17 protein-coding genes are annotated in these 19,913 nt (G+C 31.3%); 5 read left to right on the top strand and 12 right to left on the bottom strand.

From position 1 onward, the window contains the following. The first annotated feature begins 18 nt into the window (after positions 1 to 18). Positions 19 to 483 (top strand): YbaK/EbsC family protein, encoded by a 465-nt coding sequence (locus tag BSD9I1_RS03580; RefSeq protein WP_186429172.1) that lies wholly within the window; start codon positions 19 to 21, stop codon positions 481 to 483. Between the two features lie 69 nt (positions 484 to 552). Here BSD9I1_RS03580 and BSD9I1_RS03575 read toward each other — a convergent pair whose 3' ends face one another. Further along, the gene (locus BSD9I1_RS03575; protein ID WP_186429171.1) at positions 553 to 951 is read right to left on the bottom strand and encodes a pyridoxamine 5'-phosphate oxidase family protein; all 399 of its coding nucleotides are present in this window, start codon (positions 949 to 951) and stop codon (positions 553 to 555) included. Between the two features lie 170 nt (positions 952 to 1,121). On the opposite strand from BSD9I1_RS03575, the gene BSD9I1_RS03570 reads away from it, so the two are divergent. Further along, the gene (locus tag BSD9I1_RS03570) at positions 1,122 to 1,577 is read left to right on the top strand and encodes a GNAT family N-acetyltransferase (RefSeq protein WP_186429170.1); all 456 of its coding nucleotides are present in this window, start codon (positions 1,122 to 1,124) and stop codon (positions 1,575 to 1,577) included. 109 nt (positions 1,578 to 1,686) lie between these two features. Here the strand turns inward: BSD9I1_RS03570 and BSD9I1_RS03565 are convergent, their stop codons facing one another. From BSD9I1_RS03565 to BSD9I1_RS03545, 5 genes are all read right to left on the bottom strand, one after another. Further along, on the bottom strand, positions 1,687 to 1,899 hold the full coding sequence (locus BSD9I1_RS03565; protein ID WP_186429169.1) for a zinc ribbon domain-containing protein: 213 nt from the start codon (positions 1,897 to 1,899) through the stop codon (positions 1,687 to 1,689). 64 nt (positions 1,900 to 1,963) lie between these two features. Then, positions 1,964 to 3,400, bottom strand: coding sequence for a hypothetical protein (locus tag BSD9I1_RS03560; RefSeq protein ID WP_186429168.1), 1,437 nt, complete (start codon positions 3,398 to 3,400; stop codon positions 1,964 to 1,966). A 6-nt stretch (positions 3,401 to 3,406) separates the two neighbouring features. Beyond that, positions 3,407 to 4,843, bottom strand: a complete 1,437-nt coding sequence (locus tag BSD9I1_RS03555) for a cell wall metabolism sensor histidine kinase WalK (RefSeq protein ID WP_186429167.1) — start codon at positions 4,841 to 4,843, stop codon at positions 3,407 to 3,409. Positions 4,844 to 4,848: 5 nt separating this feature from the next. After that, the gene (locus BSD9I1_RS03550) at positions 4,849 to 5,541 is read right to left on the bottom strand and encodes a response regulator transcription factor (protein ID WP_035308098.1); all 693 of its coding nucleotides are present in this window, start codon (positions 5,539 to 5,541) and stop codon (positions 4,849 to 4,851) included. 115 nt (positions 5,542 to 5,656) lie between these two features. Then, a complete protein-coding gene (locus tag BSD9I1_RS03545) occupies positions 5,657 to 7,093 on the bottom strand; it encodes a glycosyltransferase family 4 protein (protein WP_186429166.1) in 1,437 nt (478 codons plus the stop codon). A gap of 227 nt (positions 7,094 to 7,320) precedes the next feature. Between BSD9I1_RS03545 and BSD9I1_RS03540 the strand changes: the two genes are divergently transcribed. Continuing rightward, positions 7,321 to 8,901 (top strand): ClC family H(+)/Cl(-) exchange transporter, encoded by a 1,581-nt coding sequence (locus BSD9I1_RS03540; protein ID WP_186429165.1) that lies wholly within the window; start codon positions 7,321 to 7,323, stop codon positions 8,899 to 8,901. Between the two features lie 135 nt (positions 8,902 to 9,036). On the opposite strand, the gene BSD9I1_RS03535 is transcribed toward BSD9I1_RS03540, so the two are convergent. From BSD9I1_RS03535 to BSD9I1_RS03510, 6 genes are all read right to left on the bottom strand, one after another. Then, entirely contained in the window at positions 9,037 to 9,477 is a 441-nt protein-coding gene (locus BSD9I1_RS03535) for a MarR family winged helix-turn-helix transcriptional regulator (protein WP_186429164.1), read from the bottom strand. A 45-nt stretch (positions 9,478 to 9,522) separates the two neighbouring features. After that, the gene (locus BSD9I1_RS03530) at positions 9,523 to 10,776 is read right to left on the bottom strand and encodes an efflux RND transporter periplasmic adaptor subunit (protein WP_186429163.1); all 1,254 of its coding nucleotides are present in this window, start codon (positions 10,774 to 10,776) and stop codon (positions 9,523 to 9,525) included. After that, a complete protein-coding gene (locus BSD9I1_RS03525) occupies positions 10,766 to 13,843 on the bottom strand; it encodes an efflux RND transporter permease subunit (RefSeq protein WP_186429162.1) in 3,078 nt (1,025 codons plus the stop codon). The genes BSD9I1_RS03530 and BSD9I1_RS03525 overlap by 11 nt, the downstream gene beginning before the upstream one ends. Before the next feature lie 337 nt (positions 13,844 to 14,180). Beyond that, complete coding sequence (locus BSD9I1_RS03520; protein WP_035308109.1) at positions 14,181 to 15,125, bottom strand: SPFH domain-containing protein; 945 nt, start codon at positions 15,123 to 15,125, stop codon at positions 14,181 to 14,183. 12 nt (positions 15,126 to 15,137) lie between these two features. After that, the gene (locus BSD9I1_RS03515) at positions 15,138 to 15,569 is read right to left on the bottom strand and encodes an NfeD family protein (RefSeq protein WP_186429161.1); all 432 of its coding nucleotides are present in this window, start codon (positions 15,567 to 15,569) and stop codon (positions 15,138 to 15,140) included. A gap of 339 nt (positions 15,570 to 15,908) precedes the next feature. Next, positions 15,909 to 16,679 carry a TSUP family transporter gene (locus BSD9I1_RS03510; protein WP_035308113.1) on the bottom strand — a complete coding sequence of 257 codons (771 nt, stop codon included), beginning with the start codon at positions 16,677 to 16,679 and terminating at the stop codon, positions 15,909 to 15,911. A 119-nt stretch (positions 16,680 to 16,798) separates the two neighbouring features. On the opposite strand from BSD9I1_RS03510, the gene BSD9I1_RS03505 reads away from it, so the two are divergent. Then, positions 16,799 to 17,746, top strand: coding sequence for a LysR family transcriptional regulator (locus BSD9I1_RS03505; RefSeq protein ID WP_186429160.1), 948 nt, complete (start codon positions 16,799 to 16,801; stop codon positions 17,744 to 17,746). Between the two features lie 198 nt (positions 17,747 to 17,944). Next, a complete protein-coding gene (locus BSD9I1_RS03500) occupies positions 17,945 to 19,876 on the top strand; it encodes an NAD(+) synthase (protein WP_186429159.1) in 1,932 nt (643 codons plus the stop codon). Positions 19,877 to 19,913: the final 37 nt, after the last annotated feature.

Raw genomic sequence — 19,913 nt, 5'->3', positions numbered from 1 at the left:
ATAAAGGAGAATGAAAATATGAAAGCATATGAGGAAAAACTCAAAAATTATATAATTGAAAACAATATACAAGCAGAGCAGTTAATATTTAATGAGTCCTGTCATTCTGTAGAGGACGCAGCAAAGGCTGCTGGTACTTCCCCAGATGATTTTGTTAAAAACATATGTATGATAGACAACAATAATAACTTAATTGTAGCAATTGTAAAAGGTGAAAATAGGGCAAGTACTTCAAGGGTTGGTAAAGTTTTAAATATAGATGTACCAAGAACTGCAAATGAAAATGAAATTCTTGAAAAAACAGGATTTCCCTGTGGAGGTGTTCCTTCTTTTGGATATAAGGCCATCTTTATAATAGATCCTAAAGTAATGGAAAAAGAGTTTATATATACTGGTGGCGGATCCCCGTATTCATTAGTTAAAATATCAACTAAAGAACTGCAAAATATAAATAACAGCCGTATATTAAGAGTACGAAAATAAAGTGTATATATCAGGTATTACTTTAATTTACAAAAATAACCGCCATCCACTTTGGTGACGGTTACTACTTTAAAAAGTAATCTTTTCGAAATTTCCCTTCATATCCATTATTTCAGCAATCCCATTTTTTAAATAGAAGTTACCTAGTGTTAAACCATTTTTGTCGTTATAAATATTTTTAAGCATTGGCATTGTTTCAAAAGCCTTTGCCATTGTTTCTTCACTATTATCAAATTCAACAACACCGCTTATTCTAATCCATTGTCCTTCATCATTTGCAGTACATATTTCTACATTGGGATTTTCAGTTATTTGTTTATAGGATTTCTTATGTTTACCTATACCAAAATACAATCTTCCATTATACTCCATAAAGAAACCTAACGGCCTAATTTTAGGCTCGTCCCCTTCTATTGTTGCAAAATAAAATGTAGGATTATCCTTCAAAAACTTTATGATTTTTTCCATAAGATTTACCCTTCTTTCACTTTTTCTAAATTTGATTATATATATATTGTAAAATTTTAAAATTTATATATCAAGTAAAATTTCTCCGATTTTCCTATAAACTTTACATAGTATATGATAGTATTTCTATATAAGTCTTGGTTATATTCCGCAAATAAGGAGATTTTTATATGATTAAAGAACTTGACCTAACCAATATGAAAACAGCAGCCTCTGTATTACAATTGCAAATAGCATCCTATAAAATTGAAGCAGAACTTATAGGTTTTTATGAAATTCCTCCTTTAAAAGACACTCTTGATAGTTTAACTGAATGTGATGAAATTTTTTATGGTTATTTTATAAATAATATCTTAGCAGGAATAATTTCTTATAAGATTAATGAAAATATTTTAGACATACATAGAGTTGCTGTACATCCATGCTTTTTTAAAAGAGGAATTGCTGGGAAAATGATACGCTTTATAGAAAAAATTGAAGATACCATAAACAAAGCCGTTGTATGTACCGGTCAAAAAAATCTGCCTGCTGTCAACTTATATTTAAAAAATGGTTATCAGAAGGTAAAAGATATTGAAATTAGTAAAAGGATTTATTTAACAGAGTTTGAGAAGATATTTCAATAAAATTATCTTTATAAAAAATATATTTTAAATTAAAAAGATGATTTCTGCAGTGAACAGGAATCATCTTCAAAATCTTTAAAAAATTAGTACTATATCTCACTAGGTCATTTTAGCCTCCCATAAGAAAGTCTAAAACATTCCATCCAGCAGATGCTTGTGATTTGTACAATTCTGTATATCCACATCTTTTACAACTGATAGTAGTAAATTTCTTATTTTGCACGTCAAATATTTTTGCTAGATTTCCTCCAGTTGCTTGAAATTGGTCAGCTTCATATTGGTTGTTGCCACATTTTGGACAAACATACTGTTTCTTTTGCATTTTATCCCTCCTCTTAATAAATATTATACTTTAAATATAATTCTTTTAAAACAAACGTATACTTCTATTTAATATTCATTATAATTTCATTCCACTTTTCAACATAATCTCCTGTAGCCCATTCAGCCATAACAATTGAATCATCTTCCTCAATCTCTATCTTCCCCATAGACTCTTCTGACAATTGTTCATTTATAATTGAGTATATATAAATATAGTTTTTACTAACTACTAAAGCAATTTCCTTATTAGGTGAAGTAAAAACATCAATCGCTTCAGGTACTCTTGCCTTCACTTCACTCCAAGGCACACATAACTCATCATAGTTAATAAGTGTCGATGGTGGAACTCCATATATAATAAAATCTTCAAAGTTTTTATTGTCAATAGAAGAAATATAATTTAACCTTCCCTTAAGCATCCAATGTCCATTTCCTCTTGTCAATGTAAAATTATCTTTTCGCATTTGCTTTTCTAATTTATCAGCTTCATTCTTCGAAGCACGAAAAACATTAACCGAGCGAGTTATCGTATTATTAATCTCTTCTGACATTAAATCTGAAATATTAACTCCCTTTGCCATGGAAATATTATCAATGGGTAGTACCTGCAGCTGTCCATTTTCTTCAATTTCTGTACATATATAATCGTTGCCTATAAAAGTAATATTTCTTTTTAGATATTCTTGAAGAGTATTTTCATCATTTGATAAAGTACCTTCTTTAATAAATTCTATAACTGGATGTGCATATAGCTTTTGCACAAGCTGTCCATTACTCGTTTCTTTGTTAACGCCTACTTCCCAAAAACCACTTCTTCTAGGAACCAAAAGCTGAGAAAGTTCTATTGTATTTTGCAACTTTCTATTAAGAGATGAAATCCATAATGTCTTATACCTGGATTTGCTATTATTTAAATTACTAGAACTCAATCCCAAAACTACTCCAGATCTCAATAATTTATCTTCTTTAGACTGATTCTCCAACTTCTTGTTAGTATTGTTTAAATTAAGTTTATCTATATATCCATCAGTATCATCTGATATCTTATTCATTAATAGTAAACTCTGATCTTTATATAAAGCCAGCTGATTATTACTTATTTTAATAAAATCATAAAAAAGCTGCCTGCTATCTGATGCAGAAATTATATCTACATTTTCTCCTTTTATTCCAATACTTTTATGATCTATATTATGTCTATATTCAAAAAAGTTATTAGATGATACGCTTTTAATCTTATATTGAGGATTTAAACAAATCTCCTTATCAACTACAGTAATGTTTTCATCGATAATTACTATTTTATCTATGTAATTTTTAAATTTTTCTTTATCTATTTCATTATTTAAGGACTTATATTTTTCAATCTTCCAAACGCCTTTAACATGTAATTCTGAGTATTTAGGAGGTATAATTTTATTTTCCACATCAATATCAATTTGGCTGCATCCCTGCAGAAAGATTGATATTAATACTATAGCAACTTTTATAAACTTCATTCTTTTCTATCTCCTAATTTTATTATTAATTGCAACTGGTATTTTAACTAAAACCGTAGTTCCTACTCCGAGCTCGCTTTCTATGATTAGCTCTCCATCATGCATACTTATTATCTCATCACAAATAGATAATCCTAATCCATTTTGAGCTTTACTATTTTTCCCTTTATAAAACTTATCCTTAACTCTAGGGAGATCTTCCTTGTTAATGCCACATCCACTATCTTTCACTAAAAAAATTATATATTTTTCTTGATCTAGTACTTCTAAAGAAACATTTCCTCCAATACAAGTAAACTTAAATGAATTATCAAGCAAGTTAATTAGTACCTGCTTAATTCTGCTTAAATCAACTTCTACTAACGGTAAACCTTCTTTAAGCTTAACACAAAAGTTAATATTTTCTCTTTCTGCTCTAGGTTTCATATATTTTTCTATATATTCTATAGTATCTTCAATTGCTACTAATTCCTTATGAAGCGAAATTCTTCCCGAAATAAACTTGGAGAAATCTAAAAGTTCCTCCACCATTGCAGTTAACCTCTCACTTTCATTTTCAATTATTTTTAAACCATCAGTAAGAATCTCCTTGTCTGAACCTCCATCACTATTTAGTGTTATTGCCCATCCCTTAATAGCTGTAAGAGGAGTCCTTAATTCATGAGATACAGAAGATATGAACTCATTTTTTATTGTCTCTCGTTTTTGAATCTCATCTGCCATATAATTAAAGGTTTTCCCGAGCCTTCCCAGCTCATCATTTCTCATCTCTTTTACACGTATATTCAAATTACCATTAGCCATTTCCTCGGCGGCCTTCTTAAGTTCTTTAACTGGATGAATTATACTATAGGATAAAAATATACTTACAATGCTACCAATTATTATTACAGTTAAACCTATAAACAAAAATATAAAGTTGATCATATTTATAGTTTTATCTATTTCCTCCAGTGAGGTTTTAAATCTTAATACACCTACAATATTGTTATTAGACATTAAAGGGTATGAAATAGACATAATCCTTGTTCCATCATAACTAGATTTCCCTATCCACTTCCCCTTTCCCCCCTTTAATGCCGCTTCAAAGTCAAACCCATCTATGTTTCTATCTGGTATAACACCAGTTGAATCCATTAAAATTTTTCCATTTAAATCAATAATCTCAACTTGAGCTGTAGTTTGCTTCCAAAATATATCTATATTATCTATTATGTTATCTTGAAGGGAAGTGTTTGAAAAATATCTCTTATAAAAATCAGCTGATAGTTTTATTTGATTAGTTAAAATACCTTCTGCATTGTTATAAAAATAGTATCGTGTAAAACCAATTAATAAAGCTTCAAATGCAACTACACTTATGAATATTACAAGCATGAAATTAACAATCATTCTCCTTTTTATACTCTTAAATTGTTCCTTTTTATCTTCTTTCCCCTGCATGCACCTTATTCCTTTCTCCAGCGATACCCTGTTCCCCATACAGTTTCAATATACATTGGACTAGATGAAGAATCCTCAATTTTTGTCCTCAGCCTTCTAATATTGACATCGACAATTTTTGTATCACCAATAAACTCATATCCCCAAACCAAATCTAGAAGTTCATCTCTGGTAAATGCTTTACCTGGGCTTTTAATAAATATTTTCATAAGTATATATTCTTTGGGTGTTAAGTATAATTCAACGTCATCCTTATATACTATTTGGGAATAGGTATCTATCTTAAAAGGACCATTGTTAAGTATTTGCTTATTGTCATCCTTTTTTATTTCTTTCATACGTCTTAATATTGCTTTAGTTCTTAATAAAAGTTCTATAGGATTAAATGGCTTTACTATATAATCATCAGCTCCAAATTCTAATCCCATTATTTTATCCGTATCCTGTCCCCTTGCTGTAAGTATAATTATACCTATGTGGGGAAATTCTTTTCTTATTAACTCACAAGCATCGAACCCATTCATACCGGGAAGCATTACATCCAATAAAACTATGTCTGGCTTTTCTAAGTTAATTATTCTCATTCCTTCTTCTGCTGAAGTAGCTTCGAGTACCGTAAAGTTATCTCTTTGAAAATTTACTCTTATAAATCCTCTAATATTATCTTCATCCTCAATTATAATTGCTTTATTCTTCATAACTTCACCTCTACCTTAAAATATTAACCTTATCTCCTTCATTGTTCAAGTATCTAATTAAACTTAAAAAGCCAGCGTGAGCTGACTTTTATGCGTTTTATATAAAAAACAATCATTAAGTATTAATTATTTTTTCTGTTTCTTCCTTAACTATATCTTTAGCTGCTATCTTCTTTTTTCGTGGTGTTTTTGTAACTTCTTTCGTCTTTTGGGTTTTAAGAGCTTTAGAAATTTCACATTCTTTAGCTTTGTCTGCTTTTACCTCCTGTAATTCTTGAAGTTTCTTTTTAAGCTCTGCCACTTTTTCTTTTTCCTTCTTAAGTTTTTCTTGTAATTTTTTTCTTTCTTCCTCTTCCGCCCAACTTGCCCAGACACTTCCTTCAACTTCACTTATTACAGTTTTATAAAGGTGTTCTGTGATTTTAGCACTATTGTACCATGAATATCTCTTATCTACTTCTTTCTTACCACTTTTCTTAAACTTTTCTATTAAATTCTCATCATTTAAAATCTCTAACAAATTGTCCCTTAAACTTTCTCTGACTCCGCAAATAAACTTTAATCCGTTTTGTTTATGCTCCACTATTTGGCTAAGTCCACCTATGTCAGAAGCTAGAACTGCACAATTAGCTGCCATTGCCTCTAATGCTGTTGTACCAAAATGTTCATATATAGATGGAACTACCGCTATATCTGATACTCTATAAAGTTTGATCTTTTCCTCTTCTTCTAAATATCCAGTGAAAATAACCTTGTGTGCTAAATTCATGCAATTTATTCTATCCTGGAGCTCTTCTGTCATTGGTCCTTTTCCTACTATTAAAAATTTAACTTTAGAATATGAAGAAATAACTTCTGGAATAGCCTCTATTAAAAGATGAATTCCCTTTTGATAAGAATGTTTTCCTAAAAATAATATAATCTTTTCCTCAGATGATGCATATTTGCTTCTAAACGCTTCCTCATCAAATGGCATATTAAACTTTTCCGTGCTTATTCCATTTGGTATTGTCCATATATTTTCCTCAGGAGTTTTGAACAAGTCTACTACTTCATTTTTCATATTTTCATTACATACTATAGTTTTCCATGACTCGTAAGTTAAAAGCCATTCTGCATTTGATATATATCGTTGCAGTTCTGTTTTTATCCCATTATTTCTTCCTTGTTCTGTAGCATGCATGGTACATACAAGGGGGATGTTAAATGACCATTTCAAAGATTTTGCAGCATATGTTGCAAGCCAATCATGAGCATGTATTATATCAAATCTTCCAACTTCTCTAATAAGTCTTGTAGCTTCTTCAATCATCGCAAAATTAAGATGCATTACCCATTTTGCAAAATCTGTGGTATCAATATTATAAGGGGCAACCCTATGAACCCATACACCATTGTCTTTTTCATGTAATGATGATGTACCTTCTTCACAAGTTATAACATGCACCTCATGTTTTAATTTGCTAAGTTCTTGACTCAAATTATATACATGTTTAGATAATCCCCCTATGTTATTAGGTGGGTACTCCCAGCTTAACATTAATATTCTCATTTTTGCCACTCCCATCCTATACAGTAAATATTTAGAAAATAACTATAGTAAAATTATAAAATTTTACCAGCATTATTTCAACGTTTATATTTAATTTTTACTAATTTTCCTTTAAGTTTTTATTTTTTTACTTTATAAACTTATCCACAAATTTGATTCTTTCTCTATATAAGTCTATACTTAAAAGGAATTATTTAAAATTTTATAGAATAGGAGGCTAAAAATATATGCAAAAGTGTACTAAAAATGATACCTACTCAACTTTATCCCACTTTCACAACTTTAGACTTAAACTTATGATTGAAGGAATTTTTGTAGGCATTTTGTCGGGATTTTTAATTGTTCTCTATAGAATCACATTAGAAAAAGCTGAAGAGCTGCGTCAAAAATTTATTTTAGATTTCACTGGAAATATTAAACTTATAGGTATATGGTTTATATTTCTAATAATTGCTGCTTACATAGTTGGATTACTTATAAAAAGCGAACCAATGATAAGTGGAAGTGGTATACCTCAAGTAGAAGGTATATTAACGAGAAAAATTAGCATGAATTGGTTACCTGTAGTTGTTAAAAAATTTATAGGCGGAGTTATATCAATAGGAGCTGGTTTATCCTTAGGTCGCGAAGGTCCTTCCATACAACTCGGATCCGCTGTAGGGCAAGGCGTTAGCAGAGTTTTTAAAAGAATTAAAATTGAAGAAAAATACTTAATCACCAGTGGTGCTAGTGCTGGGCTAGCTGCTGCATTTAATGCTCCTCTAGCTGGAGTAATGTTTGCACTTGAAGAAGTTCATAAACATTTTTCTCCCTTAATATTATTATCTGCCATGTCTGCATCTTTAACTGCAGATTTTATCTCAAAATACTTTTTTGGTTTAAAGCCTGTTTTTAACTTTGAAAATATTATACCAATGCCCCTTGAAAGTTATGGATATATTATACTTCTTGGAGTTATCGTAGGGGTTTTTGGGGTTATATATAATTATACTTTATTGAAGGCTCAAAATATTTATGCAAAACAAAAGTGGCTTTCTGTAAAATTTAGGCCTATGATTCCTTTCTTAATCGCAGGAGTACTTGCTTTAATTCTTCCTGAGGTTCTAGGTGGTGGTCACCCAATTATAGAGTCATTAATTCACGGCAGTTTTTCAATCAAAGTGTTATTAATTATTCTACTAGGAAAGTTTATATTTTCAATGATAAGCTATGGTTCAGGAGCTCCCGGTGGAATATTCTTTCCACTATTAGTCTTAGGGGCTTTAACCGGTGCCATTTACGGAAATGTATTAGTAAATTTCTTTGGATTTAATCCTGAGTTTGTTAATAATTTTATAATACTTGCCATGGCAGGATATTTTACTGCTATTGTACGAGCTCCTATTACAGGAAGCATACTGATTACAGAAATGACTGGTTCATTTTCTCATCTGCTCTCTTTAAGTGTTATATCTATAGTTGCCTATTTGGTAGCTGATTTATTAAAATCAGAACCTATATATGAATCACTATTGGATAGATTACTTAAAAATAATGGAAAGGAACAGACTTCAGGGGATAGTAAAGATAAGCTAATCTTAGAAGTACCTGTTTGTTTAGATTGTGAGATGGATGGAAAAGAAATTAAAGATTTAGATTTACCATCGGATTGCTTGCTTGTGGGTATTAGACGTGGTGAAAAAGAAATTATTCCAAATGGATCCACTACAATACATTCTGGGGACTACTTGCTTGTACTAGTAAATGAAAATAAAGCAGCATTAACTAACGAAGAATTATTAAAAATAAGTGGACAGCCTGGTATATAAATTATGATGAAACTAACTGAACTAGAAGTTTGGGCTGACAATTTACAAGAAACTGGGTAACATTGATGAATAAATAAACAGCAGTAATATAACTAGTGTGTATTAACTTGTTATATTACTGCCGTTTATTATAACTTATTCTAACCGTTTTAGTATACTCTCCGTAATTTGCACTGAATTTAATAATGTCGTTAAATCCTGTTTGGATAAAGTTATAAGCTTATGTCTTAGATCCTTCTTAAATGTCTCTAATAAGTTTTTACAATATTCATTACCCTTTTCAGTAAGATTAATATTTATAGTTCTTCTATCCTTATTATTATAAATTCTACAAACAAGTTCACTCTTTGCTAATTTATCCACAATAATTGTCATTTGAGGTTTGGAAATGACGAGCTTCTTGCATATTTCAGAAATAGACAAACTTCCATATTCATGAAGTGTTCCTAATACCATTAGTTGATTTATAGGTATTGTCTCGTTAGAGTTCATCTCAACTCGAATTATTTTTTTTGCCATAATTGGACCAATAGCAAGTAATTTTTCAGCTAAAATATCTACTGTTTCTATACCCATATATCATCCCTCTAATACTTAGATTTAAAATAATAGTCAAAAAACTTATTTAACCACGTTAATCTTGTCTCCACTACTTAATAAATTTTGGCCTTCCACAATTACTTCCATACCTGCTTTTATATTTCCACTTATCTCTGTAACCTTTTCATTGGAAATACCAGTATTAACAGATATTTTTTTAACTTTTCCACTATCCGCCACATAAAGGTAATTTACATTGTTCTCCATTTTAATCGCCTCATTTGAGACTGTTAATATCTTGTCTTTCTTTTCAGATGGTAATGACACCCTTGCAAACATACCTGCTCTAAGTTCGGCAGTTGAATTGTCAATCTTTACTTTTACAGTATAAGAGTTATCTTTAGAATTAGAATTAGGGCTAATTTTGTTTATTACTCCAGTTACTTTTTTATTATCTAATGCACTTACACTTACTTGTACTGACTGCCCAATCTGAATTTTTCCAACCACCTTATCAGGTACACTTACCTCTGCAATAAAACTACTGCTATCTATTATAGTAACTGAACCAGATTGACCTCCAGCAAGTTGACCTACCTTAACATCTTTAGCGGATACCACTCCAGCAATAGATGAAGTGATGGAAGCATTATTTAATTGAATTTGTACAGCATTTACTCCTGCTTGAGCTTGTGCAACCTGTGCTGATGCTGCTTGTATAGATTGAGGACCGGACTTTTCTGTTAAAAGATTTAAGTTGTCTTGAGCAGACTTTAAATCCAAAGATGAGTTATCATACCTTAGCTTTACATTATCTAGCTCTTGTTTAGATATAACTCCCGCATCATACAATTTTTGCATCTTATCATAGTTACCTTTAGCATCATTATAAGCTAGTTGAGATTTATTGACTGCCTGCTCTGAAGCTGTTATTTGTTGTTGAAGCCCAGAATCACTTGTTCTAGCTAAGTTAGCATTTGAAGCTGTTAAGGCTGCCTGCTGAGCTTGAAGTTGTGCTTGAAGCTCAGCTGTATCTAACGTAAATAATACTTGCCCTGCAGTAACCTTATCACCTATATCTACATTTACACTAGCAACTTTCCCTCCAGTTTTAGGAAAAATTGTTACCTCCTGTACGGGATTTAATTTACTTGCATATTCTACTTCATTGGATATTGAACCAATAGCTATTTTTTTTACCTTTACATTTTTAACATCTTGCTGCATTACTTCTACTTTTTTGTTTTTGCCAAAAATGGATACACATCCAGTAATAGCAAGTATTAACACTACACCTATTATCAAGTTTTTTTTATTCAAAATATTAAACTTCATATTGCATAACCCCCTTGTCATTTCTTTTTTTCTTAAATAAAGATTTAGTTAAGTCATCCATTAAAGTATAAACTACTGGTATTACTATTGGGGAAAGTATAGTTGATGCTACCATACCACCAATTATTACTATAGCCATACTTTGTTTTAATTCACTTCCTTCACCCATAGATAATGCAACAGGAAGCATTGAAACTATCATTGTTGCACTTGTCATTATGATAGGTCTTAATCTAGTAATACCAGACTCAATAAGAGCATCTTTTAAACTCATACCCCTTTTTGTTAATGTGTTTGTATAGTCTATTAATAAAGTACCATTTTTAGATGATAAACCTTCAAGCATTATAAGTCCGATCATTGACATTAAATTTAAAGTTTGCCCTGTTACCGCTAATAAACCAAAGGCACCTATTATAGCACAAGGCAAAGATACCATTCTTATAGCTGGAGTTAAGAAGGACTCATAAAGTACTACTAATATCATATAAACAAGAACTAATGACGCTCCTAGAGCTAATCCAAGAGAACTAAATGATTCTGCCATATTCTTTTGAGTTCCACCATAATTTATGCTATAACCTGTAGGTAAAGATAGATGGTCTAATTTAGCTTTTATATCCTTAGTTACATCTCCAAGAACTCTACCTTGCAGGTTTGCTGTTATAGTTACAATATCTTGTTTATCTTCTCTAGATAAGGATGGCTGACTGTCTACTTTTACAACTGAGGCAATTTGACTTAATGGTATCTGTTGTCCAGATTGATTTGAAACTTTTATAGCTTTAATGTCTTCAGCATTTCTTATTTGACCATCCATAAATTTAAGTGTTATATCATTTTCTTCATTATTTGCTCTATAAACCCCTGTTTTAGTACCTGCTAAAGCAGTTCTGATAGAAATTCCTATATCTGATGTAGCAATACCATATTGTGCGGCCGCTAGACTATCTATATTTACCCTTAGTTCAGTGCTTTTTATACTGGAGGAATTACTTATATCAATAACTCCAGGTACTGTTCTTACCATCTTTTCAACTTCTTTTGCTAAAGCTTCTAGAGTTTCATGGTCATTTCCTTTTATACTAATAGAAACAGGCTTACTGCTTCCACCACCAGACTGAGATTCCGTTACAGTAAAATCTACTCCGGTCATTTTTTTACCAAAGTCACGAACTTGTAATGCAAGCTCTGACTGAGTTTTTTTACGTTCATTTTTAGTAACTAGATTAACCATAATTTCAGCTGAGGCCTTGTCATTACTTCCTGAGCTACTTGATCCAACTATTGAAAAATAACTTTTTACTTCTTTCATATCCTTTAAGTATTTTTCAACTTCAGTAATTTTTTCATCCGTTTGCTTTAAGGTTGAACCTGGAGTAAGATTCAGATTAATTGTAAAACTGCCTTGGTCAGCTGTAGGTATAAACTCAGACTTTAATATTCCCATCGGAATAAGAGCCACGCTGAGTACAATACATATAATAACAGATGATAAAACTTTTCCCCTATTTTCTAGAGACCACATAAGAGTGCTCTTATATTTTTCTAAAAATTTGTTGTAAAATCCATCCTTTTTAATTTCATTTTCTTTATTTTCTCTCTTTAGTATGCGAGATGAAAGCATTGGTGTAACTGTAAATGATACTAAAAGTGAGAATATTGTAGCTACAACTATTGTCAGTCCAAATTCTCTAAATAGCTGTCCTATCATACCAGACATAAGGGAAATAGGAGCAAATACAACTATGTCACAAAGACTTATAGCTACAGCAGCCATTCCAACTTCATCACGTCCATCAATAGCCGCTGCCATAGGGTTCTTACCTAATCCTAGATGTCTTTGAATACTTTCTATTACAACTATAGAGTCATCTACTAGAGTACCTACAACCAAGGACATTCCCATAAGAGACATCATATTAAGTGTAAAGTGAAGCTTGTACATCATAAAGAAGGTAGCTATAAGGGATGTAGGTATAGCCACTAAAACAACTAAAGAAGAACGAAAACTACGGAAGAATAAGTAAAGCACAATTGCAGTAGTTATAATTCCTTCTATAAGATTATGTTGCACTTGTTTTAATGAAGAAGTAATAAATGTAGTAGTATCAAATGCAATATCAACCTTAATTCCATCTGGAATATTGTTTTTAATTGATTCTAATTCTTTTTTCACACTATTTGCTACTTCTACTACATTTGCATCACTTTGCTTTCCAACAACAACTGCAGTAGTTTTATTACCATTAAATCTTATTAGTGAAGTTGCATCTGGAGCTTCCAAGTTTATTTGTGAAATTTCACCTAGGCGTACCATCCCACCATTTGATGTAGGCACTAGCATATTTTTAACATCCTCTATGCTTTGAAATTGACCAATAACTCTAACAGATTGGTCTAACTTGTCCTGTTTAATTTCACCAGCAGGCACATTTAGGTTAACTGATTTTAATTTTCCCATTATGGTATTAATACTTATACCATAATACTCCATAGCAGTTTTATCAAGTTTTATCATTAACTGCTTTTTATCACTACCCATTAGGCTCACGTTTCCAACGCCAGGTAATTTCTCTAACTTCTGTTTTAAGATATCTGATTCATTATAAAGTTCATCATAGCTTACATTTCCATTTAGAGAAATTGCTAAAACTGGTATAGCATTAGTATCCATCTTAAATATAGTAGGTTTGCTAGCATCTTCAGGAAGTTGTGCTGAAGCATTTTCAACTGCCTTTTGCATATCTAGATATGCAGTTTCCAAATTAGCGGTGGATTTAAAGGTTACTGTAACAGTACCATAGCCTTCTTTTGCCGAGGAATTAATAGTATCAAGACCGCTTATTCCTGATACTGCATCCTCAATAGGCCTTATAATATCATTTTTAATATCGTCAGCACTAGCACCGCTGTAGATTGTGCTGACTGTTATAATAGGATTATTCATAGAAGGTAGTAAATTTGCACCCATCTTTTTATAGCCAAAAGCGCCAAGTGCAATTAGCAAGATTACTACCATCCACATTGCGGCTGGTCTTTTTACTGATACTTCAGTTATCTTCATTTTTATCCTCCTAGTATAGTAATTATCCATAGTTAAATATTAATATATGTTAGTATTTAACATATATTAATATTTAACATGTATTAAATGGTAACATATGCTAAATTATAATATTATCCCATGTGGAATTCAATGGTTTTTTTTACATTAATCAATAACTATTGATATTTTTTCATTTATATAGAATGTACTTCTAAAAGGAAAACCTATTTTGTAGTTAAGTTTCATGTTTTAATAACATTTCATGAATATCTAACTGATTTTATTATATATAAAAACAAATAATAAAAAGGAGTACGGCCTTTTATAGCACATACTCCTTTAAACTTATCAAGTTTTATTTCTTATCCTTTAACATTTCAGCAATTGCAGCTATACTTCCAAGTGAAGAAACTGCTTCGTTAGGTAATATAAGCTTGTTAGCTGGATTTTTAGCCATTTCTTGTAAGGCTTCAACCTGTTTTAAAGCAATAACTGTTTCATTTGTACCTGACTCTATAATTGCTTTAGTAACTTTTTCTATAGCCTTTGATTCAGCTTCTGCAATAGCTTCTATTGCTCTAGCTTTACCTTCAGCCTCAAGTAACTGAGATTCACGAAGACCTTCTGCACGTCTAATATTTGCTTCTTTTTCTGCTTCTGCTTGTAAAATTTTAGCCTGCTTTTCCCCTTCAGCTCTTGCAATTTCAGATTGCTTTTGACCTTCTGCTTGAAGAATTGTAGCTCTCTTATCTCTTTCTGCTCTCATCTGCTTTTCCATTGCCTGCTGAATTTCTGATGGTGGGATTATATTTTTAATTTCAACTGACAATATTTTAATTCCATAAGCATCAGTAATCTCATCTATTACCTTTAAAAGCTCATTATTTATTTTATCTCTTCCTGATAAAACTTCATCTAAACTCATATTACCAACTATATTTCTCATATTTGTAATAGTTGAGTAAACTATACCAGATTTATAATTTTCTATATTATATACTGCATCCTTAGAATCCATAACTTTGTAAAATATAACATTGTCTATGGATATCTTAACATTATCGCTGGTAATAACGCTTTGTGGCTCAATGTCTAATATCTGTTGCTTTGTAGAAACCTTTTTTCTTACAAAGTCTACAAATGGAATCGTAAAATGCCAACCTGGCTCAAGCACCTTGTAAAATTGTCCAAATCTTTCGAGAATGTAAACATATCCTGTGTTAACTACCTTTATGGACGAAATGACCATTGATAGTAAAATCACAAGCAAAATAATAAAAAATATTTTTCCAAATAACATAATTGTCCTCCTCTATATCTTCTTTATTATTAGTTTATTGCCCTCTGTTGCAGTTACTCTAATTTTGTCACCTTTAATTATAGGTTCTCCTTCATTTTTAACTGTCCAGTAAACGCCGTCAACTTTAATCATAGCTCTTTCTATCACGTCATTGTTAACCACAAATTCCCTTCCTATATATCCTGCTTCCATTGTTGGAATTTTATCCACAGACTTCTTTAGAATTTCTTTTGCAAGAGGATACCCTATAGCCAAGAATACTACGCTAACAGCTATAAAAGCTATAACTTGCACTGTAAATGAATAGCCCAGTATTAGTGCTAATAGTGCTGAAAGGCTTCCCACCGTAAACCATACAAATAACAAACTACTTGTAGTTAAGTCCACAGTAAGCGCCACTGCCCCTATAATTACCCACATTATTGCAGCTGCTGTTGTCCCCATAGTATTTGCCCTCCTTTACTAATTACTTGCGAGGGAATTTGTAAAAAAATTTTGTTTTTTTACAAATTCGCACGTAAAACTTCATTTATATAATTTTATTAATATCATTATACATCAATTGAATAAAAATTGCGACCTCATTTTTAGCCTCAACGGTTCAAATCTAATATTTTATCATTCCTGTTAATATATTTTCAACAGCTATTCTATTTTATTCTTCATTTATAGAACTTCTACATTCTAAATAAGTAAAGACTAAAAGTAGGTAGTCCAACCTAAATTTAGACTACCTTCTTTTAATACACAGATAATTAAGAATATATTTTTGTACAGTCATCCTTAAACAAATACATCAGATAGCATTTTAACTAACAATAGAACTAACACCGCTACCATCGTTGGGCGAATAAACTTGGCTCCTTTTTTTATAGCAAAACCTGCACCAAGATAGTTTCCTAAAATCCCGCAGAAAGCAGCTGGAATTGCTATTTTATAGTTAATTGTGCCTGCAATTACAAATGTTACTAAAGATGCATAGTTTGATGCAAGATTTAAAAGTTTTGAATTACCTGAGGCAGTTTTTAAATCGTATTTCATAAGAACTGAAAAAGCAATAATAGCAAAGGTGCCTGTCCCAGGGCCAATTAAACCATCATAAAAACCAATAAGCAATCCTATTAGTACTGCTATAATAAAACCTTTTGCTTTACCAATCTCTTTAGAAGCATTTTCATGTCCATAGTTCCTATTAAATATAATAATAACAGCTGCAATTGGTATGATAAAAACAAGCATCTTCTTTAAAATTTCTCCATCAAGGATTAATACAATTTGTGATGCTATGGCAGAACCTATAAACGAACTTACAGCAGCAACCACTGCAATATAAATATCTATTGAACGGTTCTTTAAAAATCTAATAGTAGCAATGGTAGTCCCACAAGCAGAAGAAAACTTATTACATCCATAAGCTATATGAACGGGCATACCAGTAATTAGATAAGCAGGAAGTGCAATTAACCCACCGCCGCCAGCAATAGAGTCAATAAATCCAGCTATAAAAACTAAAGAATACAGCATAAGTAGTGCTGGAATTGAAAGTGAAACCATAAATATCAGCTCCTTAAATTATATCATTTACTTGATAATACCACATCTAAATGATATAATCCAATTTATATATTTATATAATTATTATACAAATTTAATTATACACAGGAGATAACAAAATGTTTCAAGGAATGGATTATGTTTACGAGGTTTATAAGGAAGGCAGCTTTTCAAAAGCCGCAAAGAATCTTTATATCAGTCAGCCAGCATTAAGTGCTTATATTAAGAAAATAGAAACATCATTAGGTGTTCCTTTGTTTGATAGAAGTACAACACCAGTACACTTAACTGAGCCAGGTAAGATGTATATACAAGCTATACTTCAAGTTAAAGCCATCCAAAATAATCTTGAAGAGTACTTTCAGGATATAACAACTCTAAAAACAGGAAAAATTTCTATTGGCGGTGCAACTTTCTTTTGCTCCTTTGTGCTTCCTGACATAATAGCAGAATTCAAAAAGCAGCATCCTGGCATAACTGTGGATTTGGTTGAAGTAAATTCCTTTGGTTTACAGGAAGAACTGATGAAAGAAACAATTGATTTAGGAATAGAATGCTGTTATTTAGATACAAAGCAATTTGAAAATCACGTAATTGGAAAGGAAAATATTATTTTAGCAGTACCAAAAGACTACAAAATCAACGATGAATTAAATAACTACCGCTTATCCTTTCAAGATATATCTAAGAATAAACATCTGTCACCAGATTTTCCATCTGTACAGTTAAATAAATTTGCAAATGAGCCCTTTGTGATGCTTAAAAAAGGCAATGATATGTATACACGTGGTATGAAACTTTGTCAGCAAGCTGGATTTGTACCAAAAGCAGTAATGCATCTAGATCAATTAATGACATCTTATCATATTGCTTGCAAAGGTATTGGAATTGCATTTATACGAGATTCTTTAGTACGCTATATGAACTTTAATCAAGATGTTTACTTCTATAAACTAGATGGGGAACTTTCTAGTAGAGAACTGGTTTTGATACGAAAAAAGAATCGATATTTATCTAAAAGCGTTGACGTATTTATAAATTCGATTACATCTTTTTTCCCAATGTAATAGCTTGATAAAACAATATTATTTTTCATGCCGTTTATGTTAAATTTACCAACTATGAGTTATACTATTATATATAATCAAAGTGGGCCTTCAGCCAACTTTTTTACATTAATTATTATTTGTTTATCATTTATTCATTATTAATTATAATTACTGGTAACTAGTCACTGGTTACTATTTAAGTTTGGAGGTTTAACAATGACTAATACAACTTATTCTCCTTCCAAGGATTTTATAAACGTTGCAGCTGCATGTCCTATTACGAATGTGGCTGATATAAGCTTTAATTTAAAAAATATAAAGGAATGTATAGATAAAGCTTTAGATACGAAATCAAAGCTTATAGTATTTCCTGAACTTTGTATAACTTCTTATACCTGTGGAGATTTATTTTTAAACAGCAAATTATACATCTCTTCCATGGAGGCTTTAAATGAATTATGTAATTTTTCAAGAGATAAAGATATACTAATTGCAGTAGGCGCTCCCCTTATAATTAAGAACTGCATGTATAACTGTGCTTTTATAATATTTAACGGGGAAGTTTTAGGAGTTATTCCAAAGAGCTTTATACCAAACTACTCTGAGTTTTATGAAAAAAGATGGTTTACTGAAGGACTTAATATAACAGATGAAATGGTAAATCTCCCATTCCAAAAGGATGTACCCTTTGGAACAGATTTATTATTTTATTCAGGAATATTTAAATTTGGATTTGAAATCTGCGAGGATATCTGGGTTACCATTCCCCCAAGTAGCTATCTTGCATTAAATGGGGCAAATATAATTGGAAACCTTTCCGCTTCAAATGAAATAGTAAGTAAAGCTTCCTACAGAAGAAACCTTGTTAATTCCCAAAGTGCCAGATGCATGGCAGCTTATGTGTACTCATCTTCTGGAGTATTTGAGTCCTCGACTGATTTATTATTTAGTGGGCATCTTTTAATCTCTGAAAATGGAGCTATGCTTAAGGAAAATGATAGATTCCAAAGGGGAAATGAAATCATAGTATCTACTGTTGATGTAGAAAAACTTATGAATGATAGAATAAGAAATATGAGCTTTAGAGATGGTTCTAAAACTTCCATATCAAAAGTTCGCGAAATAGAATTCCAGTATTTGTCTAATAAAACTATAAACTTTCAAAGATACATAAATAAACATCCTTTTGTTCCTTCTAATTTAAGTGAGAGAATAGAAAGATGTAAGGAAATATTTAATATTCAAGCTTCTGCTTTAGCTAAAAGAATTTCTCATACTGGACTAAAAAAATCTGTTGTAGGAATTTCAGGAGGACTAGACTCAACTCTTGCACTTTTAGTTATACTTAAAACTTACGAGATGCTTAATATTGATAGAAAAAATATAGTTACAATAACTATGCCCGGCTTTGGGACTACTGATAGAACTTATAATAATGCAGTAGATTTATGCAAAAAATTAGGCACAGATTTTAGAGAAATAAATATAGTAAAATCCTCACTTCAACATTTTGATGATATTGGTCATGCTGCAGATATTCATGATGTTACTTATGAAAATGTTCAAGCAAGGGAACGAACTCAAATTCTTATGGATATAGCAAATAAAGAAAGCGGTCTTGTCATAGGCACAGGAGATTTATCAGAGCTTGCACTAGGCTGGGCAACTTATAACGGAGATCATATGTCTATGTATTCTGTAAACTGCTCTATACCAAAGACTTTGGTTAGATATTTAGTTAGATATGTGGCCGAAAATGAAGTTTCAGCAGATATTTCAACAATCCTTTTAGATATACTAGATACCCCTGTAAGCCCTGAACTTTTGCCAAAGGATTCTAAAGGTGAAATAGCACAAAAAACAGAAGATATCGTAGGACCTTATGAACTACATGACTTCTTCTTGTATCACTTTATGAAGGGTGCTGCACCGGAAAAAATTTTATTCTTAAGTGAAAAAGCCTTTGAAGAAGATTACTCTAAGGATGAAGTAAAAAAATGGCTTCAAATATTTATTAAGAGATTTTTCTCTCAACAATTTAAACGTTCAGCACTACCTGATGGTCCAAAGGTTGGAACTATAAGTCTATCCCCTAGAGGAGATTTAAGAATGCCATCAGATGCAAGCAACGCCTCATTTTTAATATAAAAAAATCTATATAAATTTTCACCTTATAAATAAGGAG

The organism is Clostridium sp. BSD9I1, assembly GCF_900185645.1.
In the GTDB taxonomy this organism is placed as follows: Bacteria; Bacillota; Clostridia; order Clostridiales; family Clostridiaceae; genus Clostridium_AK.
The sequence above is the reverse complement of the archived record's forward strand: the minus strand, read 5'-3'. Positions and strand labels throughout refer to the sequence as shown.